The following is a 21,233-nucleotide window of genomic DNA, read 5'->3' as shown; positions in this document are numbered from 1 at the left end:
CGGTACAGTGACTATGGGGCTATAGCTGCATGAAACTGTCCGAAGTGTTGATAAGAGTAATGGGCAATCGGGGGCTGAGCTTCGTCTGCGGGAGTGGCGTCCAGTGGATCTAAGTCACCGCCTACCGGGAGGTGGCTATATTTCCACGCCCAGTGATCTGGTAAAGCTCGGTGCTCGCTACCTCGATGAAACCTACATAAGCGCTGAAACCCGGGAAATTTTTTGGGCACCACAAAAGCTAGCGAATGATGAGGTGAATCAGCAGGATTACGCTTTGGGGTGGCGTTATCGCGAACAAGAAATCCCTGGAGTGGGATTATTACGTCACGCTAATCACGGTGGTGTTAGCCGCGGCAGCCAAAGCTGGCTGATGGTAATACCGGATTACAACCTGTCTGTTGCGGTGAATATTAATCGTAAAACCGAGGTATTTTGGGACTTTGGCCGTGTCTCGCTGGATATTGCCAGCGCTTTTATCCGTGCGCAGGCTTCTGCGTCCTGCCAATAAAAAGAGCCGGCCAAAGACTGATCTTTGGCCGGCTACAAATTGAAATGTATTTCCTAGCTTTAGTGGCGGAACCGTTTTTTTACTGGGTATTTACCATTATTTCGGTTTCGGCGAAGCTTTTTTCGCCGTTGCCGTGGATCAAAATACCCAGTGCGCGGGTGTTTGGAGTGAGGTTAATCCAGTCCAATGAAATCGAACCGTTGGTATTTATCTGTACCTGGGTCGGTGCATCCACAGTGGTATTACCGGCATCCCCAGCCAGGTTAAAGTTGAACAGACTGAAGTTGGTTGGGCCTGCTGCAGTCGCATAATCGACAACGACAGCGGCATATTGCCCCGCGCTGGGACTCACGAGAGTGACAGATTCTGCGGAGGTGGCGTTGCCACTGGTTCCCACTTCCGGATAGTTGGGGGCGGGTCCATAGACCTCAAGGTCCAGATCATCGCCACCGCTACCATCGCCGACATCGGCATCAAACATAGCGATATGAGCTTGTTGCGTTCCCTCCGGGATATCAAAGAAGATAACTTCAATATCGCCATCTTCGATGGTGGTTGCCGTGACCTCTCCCTCAGCCAAGCCGATCAGGTCTACCTGATAGTCACCGTCATAGCCGAAGTGCACATCGAGATCGAGGCTGCCATCAGTGCCGGAGGCCGAGAGTTGTTTCGGCGCAGACAAGGGCACAGGCCGAATCGCAATAGGGCTGCGCACATCGATCTGGGTACCTACCGATTTCCAGGTCAGCTCACCAAAAACCCATTCATTCATTGCTGCGGAATCTGTACTGGTGACAGTAATTTCAAACTCGGCACTTTCCCCCTCCCTGAGACGCAACACTTTCGGATTGACGCTTACATCGATACCTTGAGGCGCATTTATCGTAGCCCAGTACCAGCGCTGGCCCGGGGCGACACTGGTCACACGACGCTTGATGGTTTGGCTGCCAACCAGATCCGCAACAGCCATGGAGGCCAAGTTGAGGTCGCTGGAATCCAGGGAATAGCCAAGAGACGTCAAGGTGTCACAGGTGGCGTTATCAACCATTTGCGGCTGAAATTCTGCACCGCACAGGAAAGCGAGATAGTCATTAAAGCCAGCATCGTAAACCAGTCCGGGCTTGAAGGCGTCCGTGGGGGCTATGGCTCCTGCGCCGATATCAAATGGGTCTGCATCGACAGGTCCATAGGACTTAAGCAGATTGTTGCGCGCGGTCGTCATCAGTGCAGATTTGGCCATGGCGGGGCTCCAGTCCGGATGCGCCTGTTTTAACAGCGCCATAATGCCGGCTACATGGGGACTGGCCATGGAAGTACCACTTTTCACGCCAAACAGGCTGCCACCGCTCAGCACCGGAGAAGTACCGGCGAGAATACCGACACCCGGTGCCGCGATATCGGGCTTAATAATATCAGGAGCTCCGGCGTTGTAGCCACGGGATGAGAAATTGGCCGTGCGGTCTTCACGGGGAACCTGCAGACCTGGGTCCAGTATGCCGTTAAGTCCGCTGAAGCCAGCGAGCAGCTCTCCATCGGCATAGCGGATCATCATACCGGGAATAGCGGTGTCCGGTGCCGACATCACGATGGGGTCCATACGGTCTTCTGCTGTGCCGTCGTTGTACACAACAATGGCCACGGCACCGGCTTGCGCGGCGTTGAGGTATTTATCGGTAAAGGAGCAACCGCCCCTTTTTACCAGGGCTATCTGTCCCTCCACTGCTTCACTATTGGTCAGTTCGGAGCAGGCCTCCAGCGGCTCACTGCGCACAACTGCACCCGACAGGGCACCGGTGGATTCCAGGCCTACCGAGCCATTGCCTTCTCGCCCCTCGTAAGTCCCTGAAATCGCTTCCGATGAGACTTGTAAGGCCAAGCCATAACTCTGCTCATCCTCAGAGGCCCCCACCGCAGTGATCCAGGGGACACCGGAGGGGGTGCCCATGGTTTGAGGCCCAGGTCCATTATTGCCGGCCGATGTGGCGACAAATACCCCGGCATCGGCGGCAAACAGGAAGGCTATATCGTCAGCACCATTAAAAGTGGTGCTGGCTCCACCGATAGAGAAGTTTATGACATCGACACCATCGGCAACGGCTTCGTCAATGGCCGCCATTGAGTCTGCAGATGAGCAACCACTGTCATCGGGATCTGGAGCGTCCCAGCACACCTTGTAGGCGGCGATCCGGGCTCTGGGCGCCATTCCGGTGAGGACCTTTCCATCCGGGGTTACTACGCCGTAATTGCCCGCGGCTGTAGTGGCGGTATGGGTGCCGTGCCCATCGGCATCTCGCGCCGACATAAATTCATAATCCGCCAACACATTGCTGGAAAGGAAAGCTTCGGAAAATGACTTGGCTTTGATCAGTTTGTTGTTGCAGGAAAACTCTGCATCGCTGGGGTTGTATTCGACGTTGCCAAATTCACAACCCTCACTGGTGAAAGTGTCTGGAATTGGTCCGTAGGGAATCTCACGTCCCAAGTTGCCTTGGCGTGGAGTCGCCATATCGGCGACGCTGAGGTGCTCTGGGTGAATTCCTGAGTCGATGATCCCCACCACTATATCTTCTCCGGTAATACCCCACAGCCAGGGGCTGGGCATGCGGGTGATACCGAGAAAATCGGCAGTGGAATCGGTATGAGGTTTAAGCAGACGATCTTCCCAGACCCCTTTTACATCTCGTCGGTTGCGCAGTGCGGCCGCGTCTTTTTCACTCATAACGGCGGCAAAACCATTAAATGCCGTATCGTATTCATGCACTTTGTGTGCGCTGGGAATAGCGGATAAAACCTGTTGGCGACGGGATTTGAGAAAATCTGAATAGTGTCTATAGCTACTGCTGTGGGGGTCGAGCTTGCCGCGATTACTGGGCTTGGTCGCCGACAAACCGGGTATGGTGCCACTGTAGGAAGATAGCGGTGCTCCATCGAGTTGTACGATATAAACCTTGCGCTGTTTTTCGGATCTAAGGTTAAGCCCCCCGCTGTCCGATGCAGCCATGCTGCCGCCGGATAACAGTAAGCCGGCCAACAGTGCGGATATCACTTTGATTTTCATTGAAGTATCCCTTTTGTTGTTTTTTGTAGGTGGCAGCAAAACAAAAGGCTTAAAGGTGGGCTCTCCGCAGAGGCGACAAGTATCAACCCCTCCCCCCGGCAGAACTGCTAAGCGCGTCTTATAGGCCTTGCCCTTCCATGGTCTGGCATAAATCGCTGATACAACACTGGGCTTGCCACCCTGCCAGTCGCTTTTATAGGAATCTGTCGCGCAACTCAATAACTTGGCGCTGGCTTTAACATCTTGTGTCGAATAGGGAGCACCAGGTCGGATACTGGGCGTTTATATCATCCTGACACTATGGCAAGAGAACAGCTATTGAGGGAGTATAAAGTCTGAGAAATGCGCTAGATCTGCAAAAACGGATGTAGTAGCCAGACGGGGTTCCGGCTGGGCGATCAGGTGTTGCAAGGTTTGCTCACCCGCGCCGGTTTTCACTAGCACCGGCTTACATCCCTTTTCCAGGGCAAGGTACAGGTCTGTCAGCTTGTCCCCCACCAAATAGCAATTGTGTAGGCTGGTATCGAATTCAGCCTCGATAGCATCGAGCAGGCCCGCCAGAGGCTTGCGGCAGCGGCAATTGTCTTCGGGACCATGGGGGCAGTAGAAAATTGCGGTAATCTCACCGCCGGCATCCTCCACTTTTGCACGCATCTTGGCGTGTATTGCCTCCAAATCGTCCAGGTCAAACTGTCCCAGGGCTAGACCGCTCTGGTTCGTGGCAATCACCAATTGGTAACCGGCAGCGCTCAGCGCGGCCAAAGCCTTAATGCTGCCGGGCAGGGGCTGCCATTGGTCAGCGGATTTGACGAAGTGATCGGGATTATCGTTAATGATCCCATCGCGCCCGAGAATAATAATTGGCATGACTGACTCGCCCTGTTTGTTTGAATCGGGGCCTATGGCCCCGGTTCAGTTGGCTTTTACTTGGCGGGCACCAGTAGCGAAATGTCGGCAACCTCGAGGAATAGCGCACGCAATTGGGCCAAAAGGGCCAGGCGATTGTTACGTAGCTGCTCGTCGTCGCTCATCACCATCACGTGGTCGAAGAAGTTGTCGACAGTTTCACGCAGTCCAGCCAGGCCGGCGAGGCCCTCGGCGTAGAGTGCATCACGATATAGCGGCTCCACTTCGGAACGGGCTACCTGCACGGCGGCGAACAGGGCTTTCTCCGCTTCTTCTTGCAGCAACAGTTCATCGGCATTGCTGGGTACGGCGGTATCCAGCTTGGCGAGAATATTGGAGACGCGCTTATTGGCAGCGGCCAGGGCACCGGATTCCGGCAGCTGGCTAAAGGCATTTACAGCATGTACGCGGTTGTCGATATCCAGCGGGCGTGACAGCTTGCGCGCGGCCACCGCCATAAACACCTCGGTGGCGATGCCCTGGTTTTCGTAGCGGGCGCGGAAGCGCTCCAATACGTACTGCAGAGTTTTTGCCACGACAGTGTCGTACTGGCCCAAAGCGGTGCGCGGGTAATTGTCGCGAGCCAACTCCAACAGTTCGTGCAGATCCAGGTCGAGACGCTTCTCCACCAGAATACGGATAACGCCCAGACTGGCGCGACGTAGGGCGAAGGGGTCGCGGGAGCCGCTGGGCGGCTGGCCGATACCGAATATACCCACCAAAGTATCCAGGCGATCCGCCAGCGCGGTTACGGTACCGGTATCGCTGGCGGGTAGCTCGTCGCCGGCAAACTTAGGCATGTATTGCTCGTACATGGCCTTGGCCACATCCAGCGGTTCACCATCGTTTTCGGCATAGTAGTAACCGGCGATGCCCTGCATATCGGCGAACTCGAACACCATCTCGGTGACCAGGTCCGATTTACACAGGCGGCCGGCGCGTTCGGCCCAATCGCCGTTATTACCGAGTTTTTCTGCAATGGCGCGGGCCAGGGTGGAAACCCGCTCGGTCTTGTCGTAGATGCTGCCCAAATGCTGCTGGAAGACGATTTGGCGCAGTTTCTCACGACGCGATTCCAGGCTGATCTTCTTGTCGGTCTCAAAGAAAAAGGCAGCATCGGCCAGACGTGGGCGGATGACGCGCTCATTCCCTTGGATTACCTGGGCGGCATCCTGGCTCTCGATGTTGCAGATGGTGATAAAAAACGGCAGCAGTTGGCCATCCTCATCGACAACGTGGAAATATTTCTGGTGTTCCTTCATCGAGGAGATCAGTGCTTCCGCCGGTACTTCGAGGAACCGCTCCTCGAAGCGACCAGTCAGGGCTACGGGCCATTCCACCAGCGCGGTCACCTCGTCGAGCAGGTCGTCGTCAATGACCGCATCTCCGTTGACGTTGTTGGCCTCAGCGATCACCTGGGCGCGAATCGCCTCGCGGCGCTCGGCAAAGTCGACCATCACGTAACCGGGTTCACGCAGCACCTGGGTGTAGTCGTGAGCGGAGTGGATTTCCAGCTCGCGGTTACAGTGGAAGCGGTGGCCGCGGCTCCTGTTGCTGGCTTTGAGGCCAAGCACTTCACCGTTGACGACTTTGTTACCGAACAGCATGACCAGCCAGTGTACCGGGCGCACAAATTCCTCGCGGCGCGCACCCCAGCGCATGCGCTTGGGGATGGGCAGTTGCGCCAGTGCTTTGTCGACAATCGCCGACAGCAGGGATTCGGTTTCAGCGCCCTTTTGCTCACTGACAAAAGCCAGTCGCTCGCCCTTGTCGGTGTCCTTGCGACCCAATGCCTCTACGGTTACCCCGTTACTGCGGGCGAAACCCTCGGCGGCTTTGCTGGGCTTGCCCTCTTTATCGAAGGCGGCCTTGATGGCCGGGCCCAACTTTTCAATCTGTTTGTCCTGCTGCTTGTCCGCCAGGCCGAACACGGCCACCGCCAAGCGACGTGGAGCAGCGTAGGCTTTGACTTCGCCAAAGGACAGCTCGGCGCTTTTTAGACCCTGGGTGATACCGTCGGCGAAGGCGTTCATCAACTTGTGCAACGCTTTTGGCGGCAGCTCTTCGGTGCCCAGTTCTACCAGAAAATCCTGAGCCATTACTGCTTCTCCTGTTGCTCGGCGTCATCGGCCAAAATATCTGCGCGGAGCGCATCATCTGCTAAGGGGAATCCCAGCGCGCGGCGCGCATCGTAGTAAGCCTGCGCCACTGCGCGGGCCAGAGTACGCACGCGCAGGATATAGCGCTGGCGTTCGGTGACCGAGATAGCGTGGCGCGCATCGAGTAGGTTAAAGGCGTGAGAGGCTTTCATTACCTGCTCATAGGCGGGTAGCGGCAGGCCCAGCTCGATCAAGCGGCTGCTCTCGCGCTCGCAGTGATCGAAGGTGGCAAACAGGAATTCCACATCGGCGTGTTCAAAGTTGTAGTGCGACATCTCCACTTCGTTTTGGTGGAAAACATCACCGTAGGTGATGGGGCTGCCGTCCGGGTTGCGGGTCCACACCAAGTCGTAGATCGATTCAACCCCCTGAAGGTACATGGCGATGCGCTCAAGGCCGTAGGTGATTTCACCGGTAACCGGATAGCACTCGATCCCACCGACTTGTTGGAAATAGGTGAACTGCGTTACTTCCATGCCGTTCAGCCACACTTCCCAGCCGAGGCCCCAGGCACCCAAAGTCGGGGATTCCCAGTTGTCTTCTACGAAGCGGATATCGTGGACAGCCGGGTCTACGCCCATGGCGCGAAGGCTGTCGAGGTACAATTCCTGGATATTATCCGGGGACGGTTTCATTACTACCTGGTATTGGTAGTAGTGCTGCAGGCGGTTGGGGTTCTCGCCGTAGCGCCCATCGGTGGGGCGGCGGCAGGGTTGTACATAGGCCGCGTTCCAGTTTTCCGGGCCTATGGCGCGGAGGAAGGTCGCCGGATGAAAGGTGCCGGCGCCCACTTCCATATCCAGAGGCTGTAGAATGACGCACCCTTGGCGCGCCCAATAATCCTGCAGGGCAAATATAAGTCCCTGAAAGGTACTGAGATCGTATTGCTTGGACACCGCTATCTCCAGATCAGTATCTGCTGTGGGCAAAGGGGCGCAATTATAGCGGCAGCGGCTCCCGTGCTTAAAGCGCTATAGCTGTGCCGAACGGGTTCAATGGCCATACTTGGCCAACACAACCGCTGTAAAGCGGCTTTTTGGATAGGAAGTAATTCAGTGGATATTAAGGGGCGCCTTGCTGTAGGGGCACTGAAACTTATCGGTAAGCTGCCGTTGCACTGGTCGCGGCGCCTGGGTTGGTTTGTCGGTAGGATGGCGGTGTGTAGCCGTTCTGAGGGGCTGCGCTTAAGTAGAATTAACTTGGCGCTTTGCTACCCGGCGATGGATCCCAGACAGCGTGAGCGGCTGGCACGCGAAAGCGTGATCAGCACGGCGATGACCGGCTTTGAGATGGCCGCACTGTGGAGTAAGCCCTGGGCAAAAAATGAGAATGCGATAGTGCGGGTGCGCAACCAGCAATTACTCAGTGCAGGTGAAGCCGAGGGACGAGGTACCATTGTGTTGATGCCACATACGGGAAACTGGGAAATTTTTGGTTTATATGTAGGCACTCTGGCTCCTTGTACCGTGCTTTACCAGCCTCCCAAGATCGAGGCTCTGGACCCGGTGATTCGCGGCGGACGGGAAGTGACTGGTGGCAAGATGGTCCCCACTAACGTGCATGGGGTACGCGCGCTGCTTAAGTCTCTCAAGGCTGGTAACTTGGCTCTGATTCTTCCCGATCAGGAACCGGATATGGGCGGTGATTTTGCCCCTTTCTTTGGCCGTCCCGCGCTGACGATGACCCTGATTCATAATCTAATACAGCGCACCCATTGCCATGTGGTATTTGGTTTTGGAAAGCGAGTAGAAGGTGGATTTGAGCTGGTTTTTGTCCCAGCGGAAAAAGCTATTTATAGTGATGAGCAGAAAGTTTCCCTGGCAGCGATGAACCGGGGTGTGGAGGCCTGTATCGCCCAGGCACCGGAACAGTATCAGTGGGAATACAAGCGCTTCAGAAAGCAGCCGGAAGGCAAGAGCAAAGTTTACCGCAAGAAAAAATAGGGGCTCCTGAATAGAAGCCCACATTTAAAAAGTGATTAAGTCGCGTGCCGGAATGCGACTACGACCGGCATGCGCGCCGCGCGCCAGGCGGGAAAAAATCCACTGATAAACCCTATCACCAGCGCTAGAACAGCACCCTGGACAAACAGATCCGGGGACATTTCAAAGCTGAACACTACTTGGGTAAAACTGCCCCCCAAGGTTGATGTGTTGAGGCCATCGAAGAACAGATAGGCGGCCAGCGAGCCCAGCAGTCCGCCGGTGGCCGCCAGTACCATGGCTTCAATGATGGTGCCGCAAAAAGCGGAGAAATTGCTGAAACCGAGAGCGCGCAGAGTGGCGATTTCACGGGCGCGATCTGCCACTGAGGTGTACATGGTATTGAGAGCCCCGGCTAGGGCACCAAGCGCCATCACAGCACTGATAATCCAGCCAAAGGTGGCGATGTATTGCAGCTGCTTACCCTGGCTGGCGAAATATTCCTGCTCGGTTTGAACCTCCAGGTTGAGGCGTGGTTCCCGCTGAACCGTCTCCTCAATCGGCTTCAGGTCGCCGTTATTTTCCAGCTGTAAGCGGATCGATTGGTAACTGCTTCCCCGGTTGTAGTGGCTCTGGATAATTTTAACATCTGCCCACAGCTCACTTTCAAAGATATTGCCCCCTGTGGAAAAGGCCCCGACAACTGTCCACAGGTTTTTCCCAAAGCGTACTTCTTTACCAATATCGAAACCGTCAAATTCGCGCAGTACCCCTTCACCGACAATCATTTCGTTGGTGCCGGGGGTAAACATACGCCCCTCTACCAAGTGCATATTGCTACGCATGGCCATGCCGATTTTATTGAGACCGCGCAAGGGGATATTAGCTTCAGTTCCAGTGGATTTCTTGATACCGTCGACAATGACGTAAAGTTCCGGTGAAACCAGCGGGCCGTTGGCGTCCCTGGTCACGCCAGCCGATTCTGCAATCAGGTTGACCTGATCCTGCAGAATAACGGAGTTGAGCTCAGTTGAAGACCCCTCGCGCATCAGGATCGCAATCTGGCTAGAGCCGGCTCCACTCATGGTTGCTTCGAAACCTTTGGCCATCGCGAGAAATGCCAGCAAGATTGCGACGACAACAGCAGAGGCAAATACCATCGCCAGAGACATCCACAGGCGCCGCCGCAGGCTGCCCAGGTTCATTAAGGTTACCGAAACAACTTGTGCAATAAGAGAACCCATAATTTCCTCTCCTTAAAGGCGTCCCCAGTGAAATCCGCTTTATGGATTCAGCGGGTCTGGCCCAGTCTTATTGTTGTCGGTTAAATGCGGTCACTATGTTGAGACGCAGTGCCTGAAAAGCCGGCATCAGCCCGGTGATCAAGCCCAGTAGCAACATAAACAGAATTGCCTGCAATGCGATATCCCCACCCAAAATTAAATTGGGCAGGAATCGGGCCAGGAAGGTTTTTACCCCCTCTACCAGCAGCCAGGCTGCGGCTAAGCCGGAAAGGCCGCCGACAAAGGCAATTAACAGGGACTCAGACAGCACCATGCGGAAAATACGGGTGCTGGAAAACCCCAAGGTTTTCAGCACGGCGATTTCCCCTGTGCGCTCGCGAATAGTCAGAGCCATAGTGTTGCCAACCACCACCAGAATGGTAAAGAAGGCGGTAAAAACTACAGAAAAAATAATCAGGCCGATATTGCCAATTTGCTCAATAAAAGCCTTGTTAAAAGCTTTTTCTGTACTGGTATCGGTTTCGCTTTGGGAGTTGGCAAAATTATCATCGATAGTTTTTGCCACGGTTTCGTTAATGGCGGGATCGTCAGTGGTCAGTGCCATCCAGCCGATCCAGTCATTGCCAAAGGTCTGTGTTTCCATAAAATATTTGTAGTGAAGCAATAACTGACGCGTATCGTACTGCTCAGTATCGCCTTTAAATATTCCAGAAACCACAAGCTCCCAAGTATACCCCCCATCATTGTGAGTAAAAATGTTGGAGGATAGAGGGATTCTATCACCGATTTTCCAGGCGTAAATTTCCGCGAGTTTTTCCCCGACCAAGGCTCCTTGGCGATTGTTAAACCAAGCCTGTTTTTGATCTTCAGGAACAACTATTTCTTCATAGACTTTTAAATAAGACTCTGGATCTACGGCCATTGACACCACTTGCCTGCTCGGTTCCTGATAGTAACCGCCAAACCAATTCAGGTGAGTCACATTTTTTACCCCGTCGACTGCGGCAACCTTTTGAACATAGGCAATTGGCAATGTCTGGGTGAAATTGATCCGGTTAAAGACTACCAGTCGATTGTCAGCAGATAATTCCACACTGGAATTTAATGCAGACTTGAGACTGGTTACAGCGCCAAAAATCAGGAAGGCAATAAAAATTGCGAAACAGGTGAGGAACAACCGCAAGGGTTTCCTCGTCATGTTTTTGTAGATTAAATAAAAATCGCTCATGCCACTATTTCCCTCTGCACAAACTGTCCCTTATCGAGATGCAGGGTGCGATTTGCATATTTTGCAGCGGCGGGGTCGTGAGTAACCATCACGATAGTTTTACCATGATCGCGGTTTAGCAATTGCAGCATTTCCAAAATTTCATCTGCAGTAGCCCTGTCCAGGTCGCCTGTGGGTTCGTCACACAGAATCAGTTTGGGATCGGAAACGATAGCACGGGCAATGGCAACCCGTTGTTGTTGTCCACCGGACATCTCGCTGGGCATATGCTTGGCGCGATCACTCAACCCCACCAGCGCCAGCGCAGTCTCCACATTATGGCGACGCTGGGACTTGGATAAATTAGTCAGTAATAATGGCAGTTCCACATTGCGCTGGGCATTGAGCATCGGCATCAAATTATAAAACTGAAAAATAAAACCGATATTTCTCGCCCGCCACTGGGTCAGTGCACCTTCGCTGAGGGAGTCTATGCGCTCACTATCAAACCATACTTCACCACCACTGGGCTGATCGACACCGCCGAGCATATTCAAAAGTGTTGTTTTCCCCGAGCCCGACGGTCCCATGATGGCAACGAAGTCACCACAATCAATTTCCATATTCAGAGACTCAAAAATGGAAATGGTCTCTTTGCCTTTCACAAAATTTTTGCTCACACCCTTTAGCTGAAACAACACTTCCTCTGACATCTCAAATACCCTCGTATAAGAATAAAATCTCTTTTGTGTTTTTCCGTGTTCCTAGGGTGCTGCAACCTCTCCAGCGAGAAAGCCCACCTTAACACCCATATCCGGCAGGATTCGGACGTCTTTATTATCGATTGCGATTCGTACCCGGACGGTGGCCTTGGCCCGGTCGGCAGTTGGGATTATGGCGATAACAGTGGCTGGGATATTCCAGTTCGGGTAGGCATCCAAGTTAGCGTTAACTTTCTGGCCTTTGGCAACCCGGCCAATAAAGGCCTCATTCACATCTACTTCTATCTCGAGTGAACTCATATCTACGATGGTGCAGATACCGGTGCGGGTAAAACCGCCGCCGGCGGAGCTGGGCGCGACTATCTCGCCAGGTTGAGCGTTCTTTGTGGTGACAACACCGGCAAAGGGAGCACGGATAGTATGGTCTGCCAAGCGTTCACGCTGTCTTTCCGCTTCGAGAACAGCGACTTGTATATTGGCCTGGGCGCTGTTTAGGTCAGCCCGGAGCCCTTCCACAGAAGCTTCGCTCTGGGTTAACTGTGCTTTGCTGGAATAATTTTTGTCGCGCAATCCAGCGAAGCGGCGGTACTGGCGTTCAGCTTCTTTCAGTTTCGCGTGGATACTTGCTTGCTGGGCCTGAAGAACCAGGATTTGTGCTTGGGCGAAATCCAGTGCTACCCGCGCCTTGGCATCATCCAAACGGGCCAGGACCTGACCCTCTTCGACCTGCATACCCTCCTCGACATCGACACTGCTGATCAGGCCCATTACCTCTGCAGAGACAGTGGCCATACGCCGCGGTGTTATATAGCCGGAGGCATTGAGTATGGTTTCACGGAATTTGTCCTCTCGGGGGATCAGCGTGAGAGTATTGGCTTGGGGCTCACGGTTTTGGGGGAGAACTGGCGCTTTATCCTCTGCGAAGAGAGAGGCACCGGCAAGACCAATAACAATGCCGGTAATTATGCCGACAGATGCCGCCAATAAAATTTTTCGCGATGAGGATTTGGGCTCGGGCGCTGTTTCCCGATCAATCTTGAGTTGACCGAGCAACGCACTGGTGTCTCTGCTCATACAGCCTTTTTTATGAATTACTTCCTGTAAACAACTACTGTGGCAGAAACTAAAAAATATTGCCACGCGTTAACGTGGCTATGAAATATTGTGTCGTTAATGGCGCCAAAAAGCCGGGGTAAGTAGTACTAGCAGGGTAAAAATTTCCAGACGCCCCATCAGCATGGCGAGGATCAGGAACCACTTGGCGACCTCATTGACTGCGCCATAGTGAGCGGCAGCTTCGCCCAGGGCGGGGCCGATGTTACTTAGGCAGGAAGCCACGGTAGTAACAGAAGTGACGAAGTCCTCGCCAGTGGCAATCACAATAATGGCGAGAATAAAGAACGATGAAACGTAGACCGCGAAGAAGCCCCAGACTGCATCGGTAACCCGGTCGGGAACTATTTTGCGATTGATCTTGATGGGAATCACCGCATTGGGGTGTACCAATCGATTCAGTTCGCGCATACCGGATTTCATAATCAGCATACCGCGCACGGCTTTAATCCCCCCCGACGTGGAGCCGGCACAGGCACCAAGAATGCCCAGTAGCAACAAAACATAGGGCAAAAATACCGGCCAGGCAGAAAAGTTCTCCGAGGCGAAACCGGCGGTGGTACTGATAGAAACCACCTGGAAAAAGCCATGTAGCAGGCTGTTGCCGGGAGAGAAAATATTCAATATCCACAGGTAACAGCTAATCAGCAAACCGGCGCCAAGGATCAGCATGACATAAAAGCGAAACTCTGAATCGCGCCAATAGTGCCTCAGTGTTTTGTTGCGGAAGGCGAAGAAATGCAGGCCAAAGTTAATGGCTGCAGTAAACATAAATACGATGCAGATAATCATGATGGCGCGGTTGTGGGCATAGAAGCCCATGCTGGCATCGTGGGTGGAGAAGCCCCCATTGGCCACGGTGGAATAAGCGTGGCCAATGGCATCGAAGACCGTCATGCCCGCCCACCAGTAGCCGATACCGCAAAGGATGGTGAGGATGATGTAGATAACAATCAACGCCCGCGCCGTTTCGGCGATACGGGGGGTCAGTTTGGTGTCTTTGACCGGACCGGGAATCTCCGCTTTGTACAGCTGCATACCGCCGATACCGAGCATGGGCAGAATCGCCAAGGCGATAACAATTACGCCAATGCCGCCAAACCACTGCAATTGTTGTCGATAGTAGAGGATGGCCGGGGGCAGGGAATCCAGCCCGGTTATGACCGTAGCACCAGTGGTAGTGAGGCCGGAGATGGATTCAAAAATAGAGTCGGTAACACTCAGGTCCGGTTGTGGACTGATAATAAAGGGAAGGGCACCGAAGCTGCCTAGTAGCAGCCAGAACAATGAGGTCACCACGAATCCGTCACGGGTGCGCAGGTCTTCGCGCAAGTCGTGTACCGGCAACCACATAAAAAGGCCGGTAAGCAGGGTGATTACGAAGGCGGCGACAAATGCGCTGTGGGTACCATCTTCGTACCATAGGGAGACCCCTATCGGTGGCAGCAGTGTCAGGCTGAACACCGTCAGGAGAATTCCAAAAACTCGCGCAATTACCGCAATTCGCATTGGCGCTTATCAGCCTATTGTTATTTGTTGCAATGTTATCTGGACGACGCAGGTAGTTGTCACCGGATGATGAAAAAAATTCAGGAGATCAGAAAAAACCAAAACCCACTTGGAACAACTGTTCTACATGCCGGGTTTGGCGGCGATCGATCAGGAAGACAATTACGTGATCATCGCTTTGTACAATGACATCATCGTGGGCCATTAGCACTTCGCTGCCGTTCTCTGTCTCTCGAACTATGGCGCCGATTGATGCGCCTTCGGGCAGATCGATGTCCTCTATTTTACGCCCCACCACTTTGGACGTGCGCTCATCACCGTGGGCGATAACTTCGATCGCTTCTGCGGCACCGCGGCGAAGCGAGTGTACGTTGACCATATCCCCGCGGCGCACATGGGTAAGCAGGCTGCCGATAGTATTTTGTTGGGGAGAAATCGCAATATCGATTTCTCCCCCCTGCACAAGGTCGACATAGGCACGGTTGTTGATCAGGGTCATTACCTTGCGCGCACCCAGGCGCTTGGCCAATAGCGACGACATGATATTAGCTTCGTCGTCATTGGTGAGGGCAAGAAAAACATCGGTATCCTCGATGCTCTCTTCGAGCAGGAGTTCCTGATCGGAGGCACTGCCATGCAAAATGATGGTGTGAGATAACTGCTCGGACAAAAATACACAGCGCTCGTGATTCTGCTCGATAATTTTTACCGAGTAGCGATTTTCAAGGCGCGTGGCTAGGCGCAGACCGATATTGCCACCGCCGGCAATAACCACCCGCTTGTAGCCGTGCTCAAGTCGGCGCAATTCGCTCATAACCGCGCGAATATCCGCTCGTGCGGCAATAAAAAATACTTCATCGCCAGCTTCAATCACCGTATCACCCTGGGGAATTATCGGGCGGTTACGGCGGTAGATAGCGGCCACACGAGTATCCACTTTGGGCATATGCTCGCGCAGATAGCGCAACTGCTGCCCTACCAGCGGGCCACCTTGGACGGCCAGCACTGTGACCAGCTGTACGCGGCCACCAGCAAAGTCCAATACCTGCAGTGCACCGGGATGTTCCATCAGGCGGGAGATATATTCCGACACCAACTGTTCCGGGCTAATCAGGACATCGATGGGAATTGCCTGGGTATCAAACAACTCCGGATACTGCAGGTAAGAGGAGGCGCGCACTCGCGCAATCTTTGTGGGTACGCGAAACAGCGAGTGCGCAATCTGGCAGGCCGCCATATTGGTCTCATCGTTATTGGTGACCGCTACCAGAATATCGGCATCCTCAATACCGGCCTCCATAAGGATATTCGGATGAGAGGCGTGGCCGAGTACCACGCCAATATCGATGCGGTCGCGCAGTTCGCGCAGGGTTTTCTCGTCGCTGTCCACCAGGACAATATCATTGCGCTCAGAGGCTAATGCCTCTGCCAGAGAGCCGCCTACCTGGCCGGCGCCGAGAATGACAATTTTCATATCGGATGAGACTCGCGGCTAGTGCCGCTGTTATTCGGCTTTGCTCAGCAGAGCGTAGTAGAAACCGTCACCGCCACCGGTTTGGGGAAGAAGCTGCATACCCGCAACTTGTTTCTCTCCCCAGGGCTTATCGTTCAGCTGTTCAGGAGTATTGTCGCTCGCATCTTCAGTGTCCGCAATGAACGCGGCGACGACTTCACTATTTTCTGTGGGTAGGCTGGAGCAGGTGGCGTAGACCAACTGACCGCCGGGTTTGAGTAGTGGCCACAGAGTGCGCAGGATTTTGCTTTGTAATGTCGCTAGCTCGACAATATCGGTTTCACGACGCAGCAGTTTGATATCCGGATTGCGGCGAATAACCCCGGTTGCTGAGCAGGGTGCATCCAATAGAATATGATCGTACTGCTGTCCGTCCCACCAGGCATCTGGCTGTGTAACATCGGCACAGATCAATTCTGCATGCTGTCCACAGCGTTGTAGATTTTCCTCTATCCGAACCAGACGCGTTTCCTCAATATCCAGTGCACTCAAGTGAATGGAAGCTTGTTGCTCCAACAGATGACAGCTTTTGCCACCTGGTGCGGCACAGGCATCCAGTACTCGGGCACCTTCAAATGGGGCTAACAGCAGGGCTGCCAGTTGTGCAGATTCATCCTGCACACTTACTAAGCCCTCGGCAAAGCCCGGCAGTATGTTTACTGATACCGGCTCGACCAGGGTGATACCCACTGGTGAAATAGCACAAGCCTCGGCGGACAGTCCGGTGTCGTCCAGTTGTTGCAGATACTCGGCGCGGGAGATTTTGGCGGTGTTTACCCGCAGAGTCATGGGTGGGTTGGTATTGTTGGCGCGGAAGATGTCCGACGCCTGGCTGGGCCAGGCAGCCTTGATTTGTTGTTGCAGCCAAGCCGGGTGCATGGAACTGAACTGTGGGTTGCCGGACAGTTTGCGCTGTAATTGCTCAGCGTTGCGTAGGGCGTTGCGCAGCACCCCATTAATCACGCCGGTAGCGCGATCGAGACCCAGACTGCGTGCAGCATTGACGGTGGCGGAGATCGCGGCGTGATCGGGAATGCGTGTGTACTCGAGCTGGTAGAGCCCCAACAGGATCAGTGCGTTGACTGCGGCATCGGTGGGCTTCTTGCGCAGCAGCTTTGCGGCGATCAGTTGCAGGCGTGGTGCGGTGCGGGCGCAACCATAACAGAGTTCTCGCAATAGAGAGCGATCGCGCTCTTCCACTTTGTCCTCAGCTGCCGGCAACAATCTTGCCAGCGAGCCACGCTCTTCCAGTAATGCGGTAATGACTCGGGCGGCCACAGCGCGTACATCTCTGCTCATAATTATCCCAGTTGTGTGCCCGGGGTAAATTGCTCCCGGTAGCCTTTCAAAATTTCTGCCGCGGGCAGTGCTTTCTTGCCCGGCAGTTGTAGTAATTGCAGCCGCAGGGCCTCGCGGCCACAGGCCACCAGGATGCCCTCGTCATCGCAGGCGAGAATAGTGCCGGGTTGATCGCTGTGACAGCCGCGTTCAAGCGCAGCACTGTAGATGCGCAGGCGCTGCTCGCCTTTTTTGTCCTGATATGTCGTCCAACATACCGGGAAAGGATTAAAGGCGCGTATCAGCCGATGCAGTTCCTCGGCGGGGCGCTGCCAGTCAATTTGCGCATCTTCCTTAGTGATTTTATTGGCGTAGTTGGCCCGCGTATCATCTTGTAGTTGTGGGTTGGCATTGCCGCTTTCCAGCAATGCCAGGGCCTTGAGGAGAGATGGTCCGCCGAGTTCGGCCAGCTTGTCATACAGGCTGCCACCGGTATCGGTATCAGTGATTGCGCAGCGACTCTCTATCAATACCGGCCCGGTATCCAGTCCGGCTTCCATCTGCATGATGGCCACGCCACTTTCGTTGTCGCCGGCTTGGACTGCCCGCTGAATGGGCGCGGCACCGCGCCAGCGCGGCAGCAGCGAGGCGTGTACGTTGATGCAACCCCGTCGCGGGGTATCCAATACTGCCTGGGGCAGTATCAGGCCATAGGCCACCACAATCATGATATCTGCCCCGAGCGCTTTCAACTCCGCTTGCGCGCTTTCATCGCGCAGACTCAGGGGTTGATACACCGGGATATCGTGAGAGAGCGCCAGCTGTTTTACCGGGCTGGCAAGCAGCTTCTTACCGCGCCCGGCGGGTCTGTCTGGCTGAGTGTAAACGGCGATAACATGGTGCTCACTGTCGAGCAGGGATTGCAGGTGCACGGCGGCAAAGTCCGGCGTGCCGGCAAAGAGAATGTTCACTGGCTTGCTCTCAGATAATAAGGTAGGGAAGCTGCCGGCATCGGGCAGCTCCGGGCTCCTGTGGTCTGCGCGGATCAGGCGCGACGGCGCTGGGACTTTTCCAGTTTGGAGCGAATGCGGTTGCGCTTGAGCGGGGAGATGTAATCCACAAACAGTTTGCCGTCCAGATGGTCGACTTCATGCTGAATGCACACTGCCAGCAATCCCTCTGCCTCCATAGCAAAAGGCTCACCGTTACGATCAAGAGCCTTTACGCGCACTCTGCGCGGACGTTCCACGGTTTCATAGAAACCGGGCACCGACAGGCAACCCTCATCGTACTGATGGATCTCCGGGTCCAGCACTTCGATCTCCGGGTTGATAAAACCGAAAGGTTCGCTGCCATCTTCGGATATATCAACCACGACAATACGTTCCTGCACATGGACCTGAATAGCGGCGAGGCCGATGCCGGGCGCGTCGTACATGGTTTCAAACATGTCGTCGAGCAGTTGGCGGTGAGCGTCGGTCACTTCAGCGACGGGTTTAGCGACCTCGCGCAGACGCGGATCGGGAAATTCCAGTATCTCGAGTTTAGCCATAACACCTGTGACAAACTTCTAGTATTCGTTGAACGTGCGCTGATAACATTATGATCGCGCTCAAAATTTACCGAGTGGACCCCTGTTTTGCCAGCGCTGCGCGCCCGGGTCCGGTCTCACTCTCCTTGCGGGAGTGACCCGGCGCTGAGAATTATAGCGATAAAGAGCATAGGAATGCTTCCATGAAAAAAATTATCCTGGCCGCGGTTTCGATGTTAGCGGTTGCCTTTGGCGTCGAAGCTCAGGATCAAGTTCGTCTGAACCCCGGCCACACCGATGCCTACGTGGTGCAAAAGGGCGATACGCTTTGGGATATTTCCAGCCAGTTCTTGGTTCAGCCCTGGTACTGGCCGGAGATCTGGCAGGTGAATCCTCAGGTGGAAAACCCACACCTGATATATCCCGGAGACAGCCTGTACCTGGTTTACGTCGATGGCCAGCCGCAGTTGCAGTTACAGCGCGGTCCCCGCGCTTACCACCTGTCGCCGGGAGCCGACGGTAATCGCCTATCTCCCCAGGTCCGCCGCCAAGCGGTAGAGGATGCGATTCCAGCGATTCCGTTGGATGCGATCAATGCCTTTTTATCGCGCACCCGTATCGTCGAACCCGGCGCCTTTGAAGGGACACCTTATGTGGTTTCTGGCTCCGACAACCATATCCTAATGGGCTCGGGTGACACCCTTTATGCCCGCGGTGACTTTGGTGCGCCATTGCCCTCCTATGGACTCTATCGCCCTGGCCCTGTTTTTGAGGACCCACTTACCGGCGAAATCCTCGGGCGCCAAGCCCTCGGGGTGGGCGCTGTGGATCTGCTGCAATTGGATCCGGACAGCCTCCCCGGTTTTTCTGTGGCGACCATGGGCGTGCGCAATACTTCGCGGGAGATTCGCCTGGAAGATCGTCTGATGCCGGTGGAAGAACGTTCGATCGACGCCCTGTTTCACCCCAGTGCGCCGAGCATCACAGTCGACAGCCTGATTGTGGGAGTCGATGAAGGCGTTAGCCAGATTGGTAAATTTGATGTGGTGATACTAAACGCCGGTGATCGCGACGGGCTGCAAGCGGGCAATGTCCTGGCTGTGTACAAGAGTGGTTCTGTGGTGCGCGACCGCATTGCCGGTGACAGCGTAAAGCTTCCCGATGAGCGCGCTGGCGAAATGATGGTATTTCGCACCTTTGAGAAAATGAGCCTCGCTCTGATTCTGGATGCGCGACGGCCGCTGGCAGTGATGGACTTGGTGCGCAACCCTTAGCGAGACCGCGGTATTAATCCCGCGGCAGGCGTTGCTGTTTGCCCTGCTGCGATTTCTTCAAGACAGAGTAATGGTATGTCGCATGGATGCGTTAACCGCCAGCATGGCATTGCTGCGTTTGGAGGGCATAGGTCCGGCCCGCTATTGGCAGCTTTTGGAGCACTTTCCCAGTTCGGTCGAAGCGCTGTATCAATTTCCCCAGGCGCTATTACACAAGTTACCCGTTCGCGCTCAATCTCAATGGCGTGAGTTCTCGCAAAAAGAGGCATGTAGCGAATTAATTGCTTGGGTGGAAGAGGAGCGCGCTCGCTGTGCAGAGCTGGGAGTGGAATTAGTTTGTCATTGTCACAGTGACTACCCCCCGCTATTGGCAGAAATCTCTCGACCTCCCCCTATCCTCTACGTTCGTGGAGACAAAACAGCTCTGCACCGCCCGCAGATAGCGATGGTCGGTGCACGTCGCGCTACCGTTGCTGGGCTGGATAATGCGCGGGCATTTGCTGCAGAGCTGGCCTCGGCCGGATTTGCCATTACTTCAGGCCTGGCACTGGGTGTCGATGCGGCCGCCCACCGCGGTGCCCTGCAGGGCGGTGGCAGCACGATTGCAGTGCTGGGCAGTGGGGTAGATTGCATTTATCCGAGGCACAACCGCACCCTGGCTGCGGATATGCTCAGCGCGGGGGGCACTTTAGTCAGTGAGCTGCCCATCGGCACTCGGGCCGAAGCAAAAAACTTTCCCAGACGCAACCGAATCATTAGTGGCCTCTCCATGGGGGTGTTACTGGTGGAAGCTGCGTTACGCTCCGGCTCACTGATAACAGCGCGTCTGGCCCTGGAACAAAATCGCGAAGTTTTCGCTATCCCTGGCTCCATTCACAATCCGATGGCCCGTGGCTGTCATCACCTGATCAAGGAGGGCGCTACGCTGGTGGAAACGAGTGGAGATATCGCCAGTCAGTTGGGTGGACTGTTAGCCGTGCCCACCGTCACCGATACTATTGCGGTAGAACGGCTGCCCGCATCCCAGCAGTTATTGATCGATGCCCTGATCGGTGGCCCCCGCAGTATCGAAGTACTGGCCCGCGATAGCGGCGAAGGCTCGGGAGAGTTAATGGCGCTGCTGATGCAAATGGAGTTGGACGGCCTGGTGGAACAACTGCCCGGTGGGTATCAATTGACGTTAAAAGGCAGCGCCTATTCCCAAGCATTGTCAGTTGTGGAAACAGCAGAGGATATCGAGTGAAGGTGTAGCCGCCGCTGGGTTCGCGCAGATTGATAGGTGCGTCAAT

17 protein-coding genes are annotated in these 21,233 nt (G+C 54.7%); 4 read left to right on the top strand and 13 right to left on the bottom strand.

Annotated elements, in window-relative coordinates; all coding sequences use genetic code 11:
• The first annotated feature begins 25 nt into the window (after positions 1-25).
• On the top strand, positions 26-508 hold the full coding sequence (locus MO867_RS01900; RefSeq protein WP_256473699.1) for a serine hydrolase domain-containing protein: 483 nt from the start codon (positions 26-28) through the stop codon (positions 506-508).
• A 79-nt stretch (positions 509-587) separates the two neighbouring features.
• Here MO867_RS01900 and MO867_RS01895 read toward each other — a convergent pair whose 3' ends face one another.
• From MO867_RS01895 to glyQ, 4 genes are all read right to left on the bottom strand, one after another.
• Complete coding sequence (locus MO867_RS01895; RefSeq protein ID WP_252464251.1) at positions 588-3,566, bottom strand: S8 family serine peptidase; 2,979 nt, start codon at positions 3,564-3,566, stop codon at positions 588-590.
• A 315-nt stretch (positions 3,567-3,881) separates the two neighbouring features.
• Positions 3,882-4,433 carry a D-glycero-beta-D-manno-heptose 1,7-bisphosphate 7-phosphatase gene (gene gmhB / locus MO867_RS01890; protein ID WP_252464250.1) on the bottom strand — a complete coding sequence of 184 codons (552 nt, stop codon included), beginning with the start codon at positions 4,431-4,433 and terminating at the stop codon, positions 3,882-3,884.
• A 56-nt stretch (positions 4,434-4,489) separates the two neighbouring features.
• Positions 4,490-6,571: a glycine--tRNA ligase subunit beta gene (gene glyS, locus MO867_RS01885; protein ID WP_252464249.1), complete on the bottom strand. Its 2,082-nt coding sequence runs from the start codon at positions 6,569-6,571 to the stop codon at positions 4,490-4,492.
• Positions 6,571-7,527 carry a glycine--tRNA ligase subunit alpha gene (gene glyQ / locus MO867_RS01880; protein ID WP_252464248.1) on the bottom strand — a complete coding sequence of 319 codons (957 nt, stop codon included), beginning with the start codon at positions 7,525-7,527 and terminating at the stop codon, positions 6,571-6,573. Before glyQ ends, glyS begins: the two co-directional genes overlap by 1 nt.
• 159 nt (positions 7,528-7,686) lie before the next feature.
• On the opposite strand from glyQ, the gene MO867_RS01875 reads away from it, so the two are divergent.
• Positions 7,687-8,574, top strand: coding sequence for a lysophospholipid acyltransferase family protein (locus MO867_RS01875; RefSeq protein ID WP_252464247.1), 888 nt, complete (start codon positions 7,687-7,689; stop codon positions 8,572-8,574).
• A gap of 35 nt (positions 8,575-8,609) precedes the next feature.
• On the opposite strand, the gene MO867_RS01870 is transcribed toward MO867_RS01875, so the two are convergent.
• The 9 genes from MO867_RS01870 to def form a co-directional block, all read right to left on the bottom strand.
• Positions 8,610-9,797: an ABC transporter permease gene (locus tag MO867_RS01870; RefSeq protein ID WP_252464246.1), complete on the bottom strand. Its 1,188-nt coding sequence runs from the start codon at positions 9,795-9,797 to the stop codon at positions 8,610-8,612.
• Between the two features lie 67 nt (positions 9,798-9,864).
• Positions 9,865-11,025, bottom strand: coding sequence for an ABC transporter permease (locus MO867_RS01865; protein ID WP_252464245.1), 1,161 nt, complete (start codon positions 11,023-11,025; stop codon positions 9,865-9,867).
• The gene (locus MO867_RS01860; RefSeq protein WP_252464244.1) at positions 11,022-11,717 is read right to left on the bottom strand and encodes an ABC transporter ATP-binding protein; all 696 of its coding nucleotides are present in this window, start codon (positions 11,715-11,717) and stop codon (positions 11,022-11,024) included. The genes MO867_RS01865 and MO867_RS01860 overlap by 4 nt, the downstream gene beginning before the upstream one ends.
• 51 nt (positions 11,718-11,768) lie before the next feature.
• Positions 11,769-12,800: an efflux RND transporter periplasmic adaptor subunit gene (locus MO867_RS01855; RefSeq protein WP_252464243.1), complete on the bottom strand. Its 1,032-nt coding sequence runs from the start codon at positions 12,798-12,800 to the stop codon at positions 11,769-11,771.
• A 96-nt stretch (positions 12,801-12,896) separates the two neighbouring features.
• Positions 12,897-14,348 carry a TrkH family potassium uptake protein gene (locus tag MO867_RS01850; protein WP_252464242.1) on the bottom strand — a complete coding sequence of 484 codons (1,452 nt, stop codon included), beginning with the start codon at positions 14,346-14,348 and terminating at the stop codon, positions 12,897-12,899.
• An 88-nt stretch (positions 14,349-14,436) separates the two neighbouring features.
• Positions 14,437-15,822 carry a Trk system potassium transporter TrkA gene (gene trkA / locus MO867_RS01845; RefSeq protein WP_252464241.1) on the bottom strand — a complete coding sequence of 462 codons (1,386 nt, stop codon included), beginning with the start codon at positions 15,820-15,822 and terminating at the stop codon, positions 14,437-14,439.
• Between the two features lie 30 nt (positions 15,823-15,852).
• On the bottom strand, positions 15,853-17,160 hold the full coding sequence (rsmB, locus tag MO867_RS01840; protein WP_252464240.1) for a 16S rRNA (cytosine(967)-C(5))-methyltransferase RsmB: 1,308 nt from the start codon (positions 17,158-17,160) through the stop codon (positions 15,853-15,855).
• 2 nt (positions 17,161-17,162) lie between these two features.
• Complete coding sequence (fmt, locus tag MO867_RS01835; RefSeq protein ID WP_252464239.1) at positions 17,163-18,110, bottom strand: methionyl-tRNA formyltransferase; 948 nt, start codon at positions 18,108-18,110, stop codon at positions 17,163-17,165.
• 74 nt (positions 18,111-18,184) lie between these two features.
• The gene (gene def, locus MO867_RS01830) at positions 18,185-18,691 is read right to left on the bottom strand and encodes a peptide deformylase (RefSeq protein WP_252464238.1); all 507 of its coding nucleotides are present in this window, start codon (positions 18,689-18,691) and stop codon (positions 18,185-18,187) included.
• Positions 18,692-18,873: 182 nt separating this feature from the next.
• On the opposite strand from def, the gene MO867_RS01825 reads away from it, so the two are divergent.
• A complete protein-coding gene (locus tag MO867_RS01825) occupies positions 18,874-19,944 on the top strand; it encodes a LysM peptidoglycan-binding domain-containing protein (RefSeq protein WP_252464237.1) in 1,071 nt (356 codons plus the stop codon).
• 82 nt (positions 19,945-20,026) lie between these two features.
• Positions 20,027-21,187, top strand: coding sequence for a DNA-processing protein DprA (gene dprA / locus MO867_RS01820; protein ID WP_252464236.1), 1,161 nt, complete (start codon positions 20,027-20,029; stop codon positions 21,185-21,187).
• Positions 21,188-21,233 lie beyond the last annotated feature (46 nt).

Source organism: Microbulbifer okhotskensis (assembly GCF_023895975.1).
Taxonomy (GTDB): domain Bacteria; phylum Pseudomonadota; class Gammaproteobacteria; order Pseudomonadales; family Cellvibrionaceae; genus Microbulbifer; species Microbulbifer okhotskensis.
Note: the sequence above shows the minus strand (reverse complement) of the source record. Positions and strands in the feature narration are given on the sequence as shown.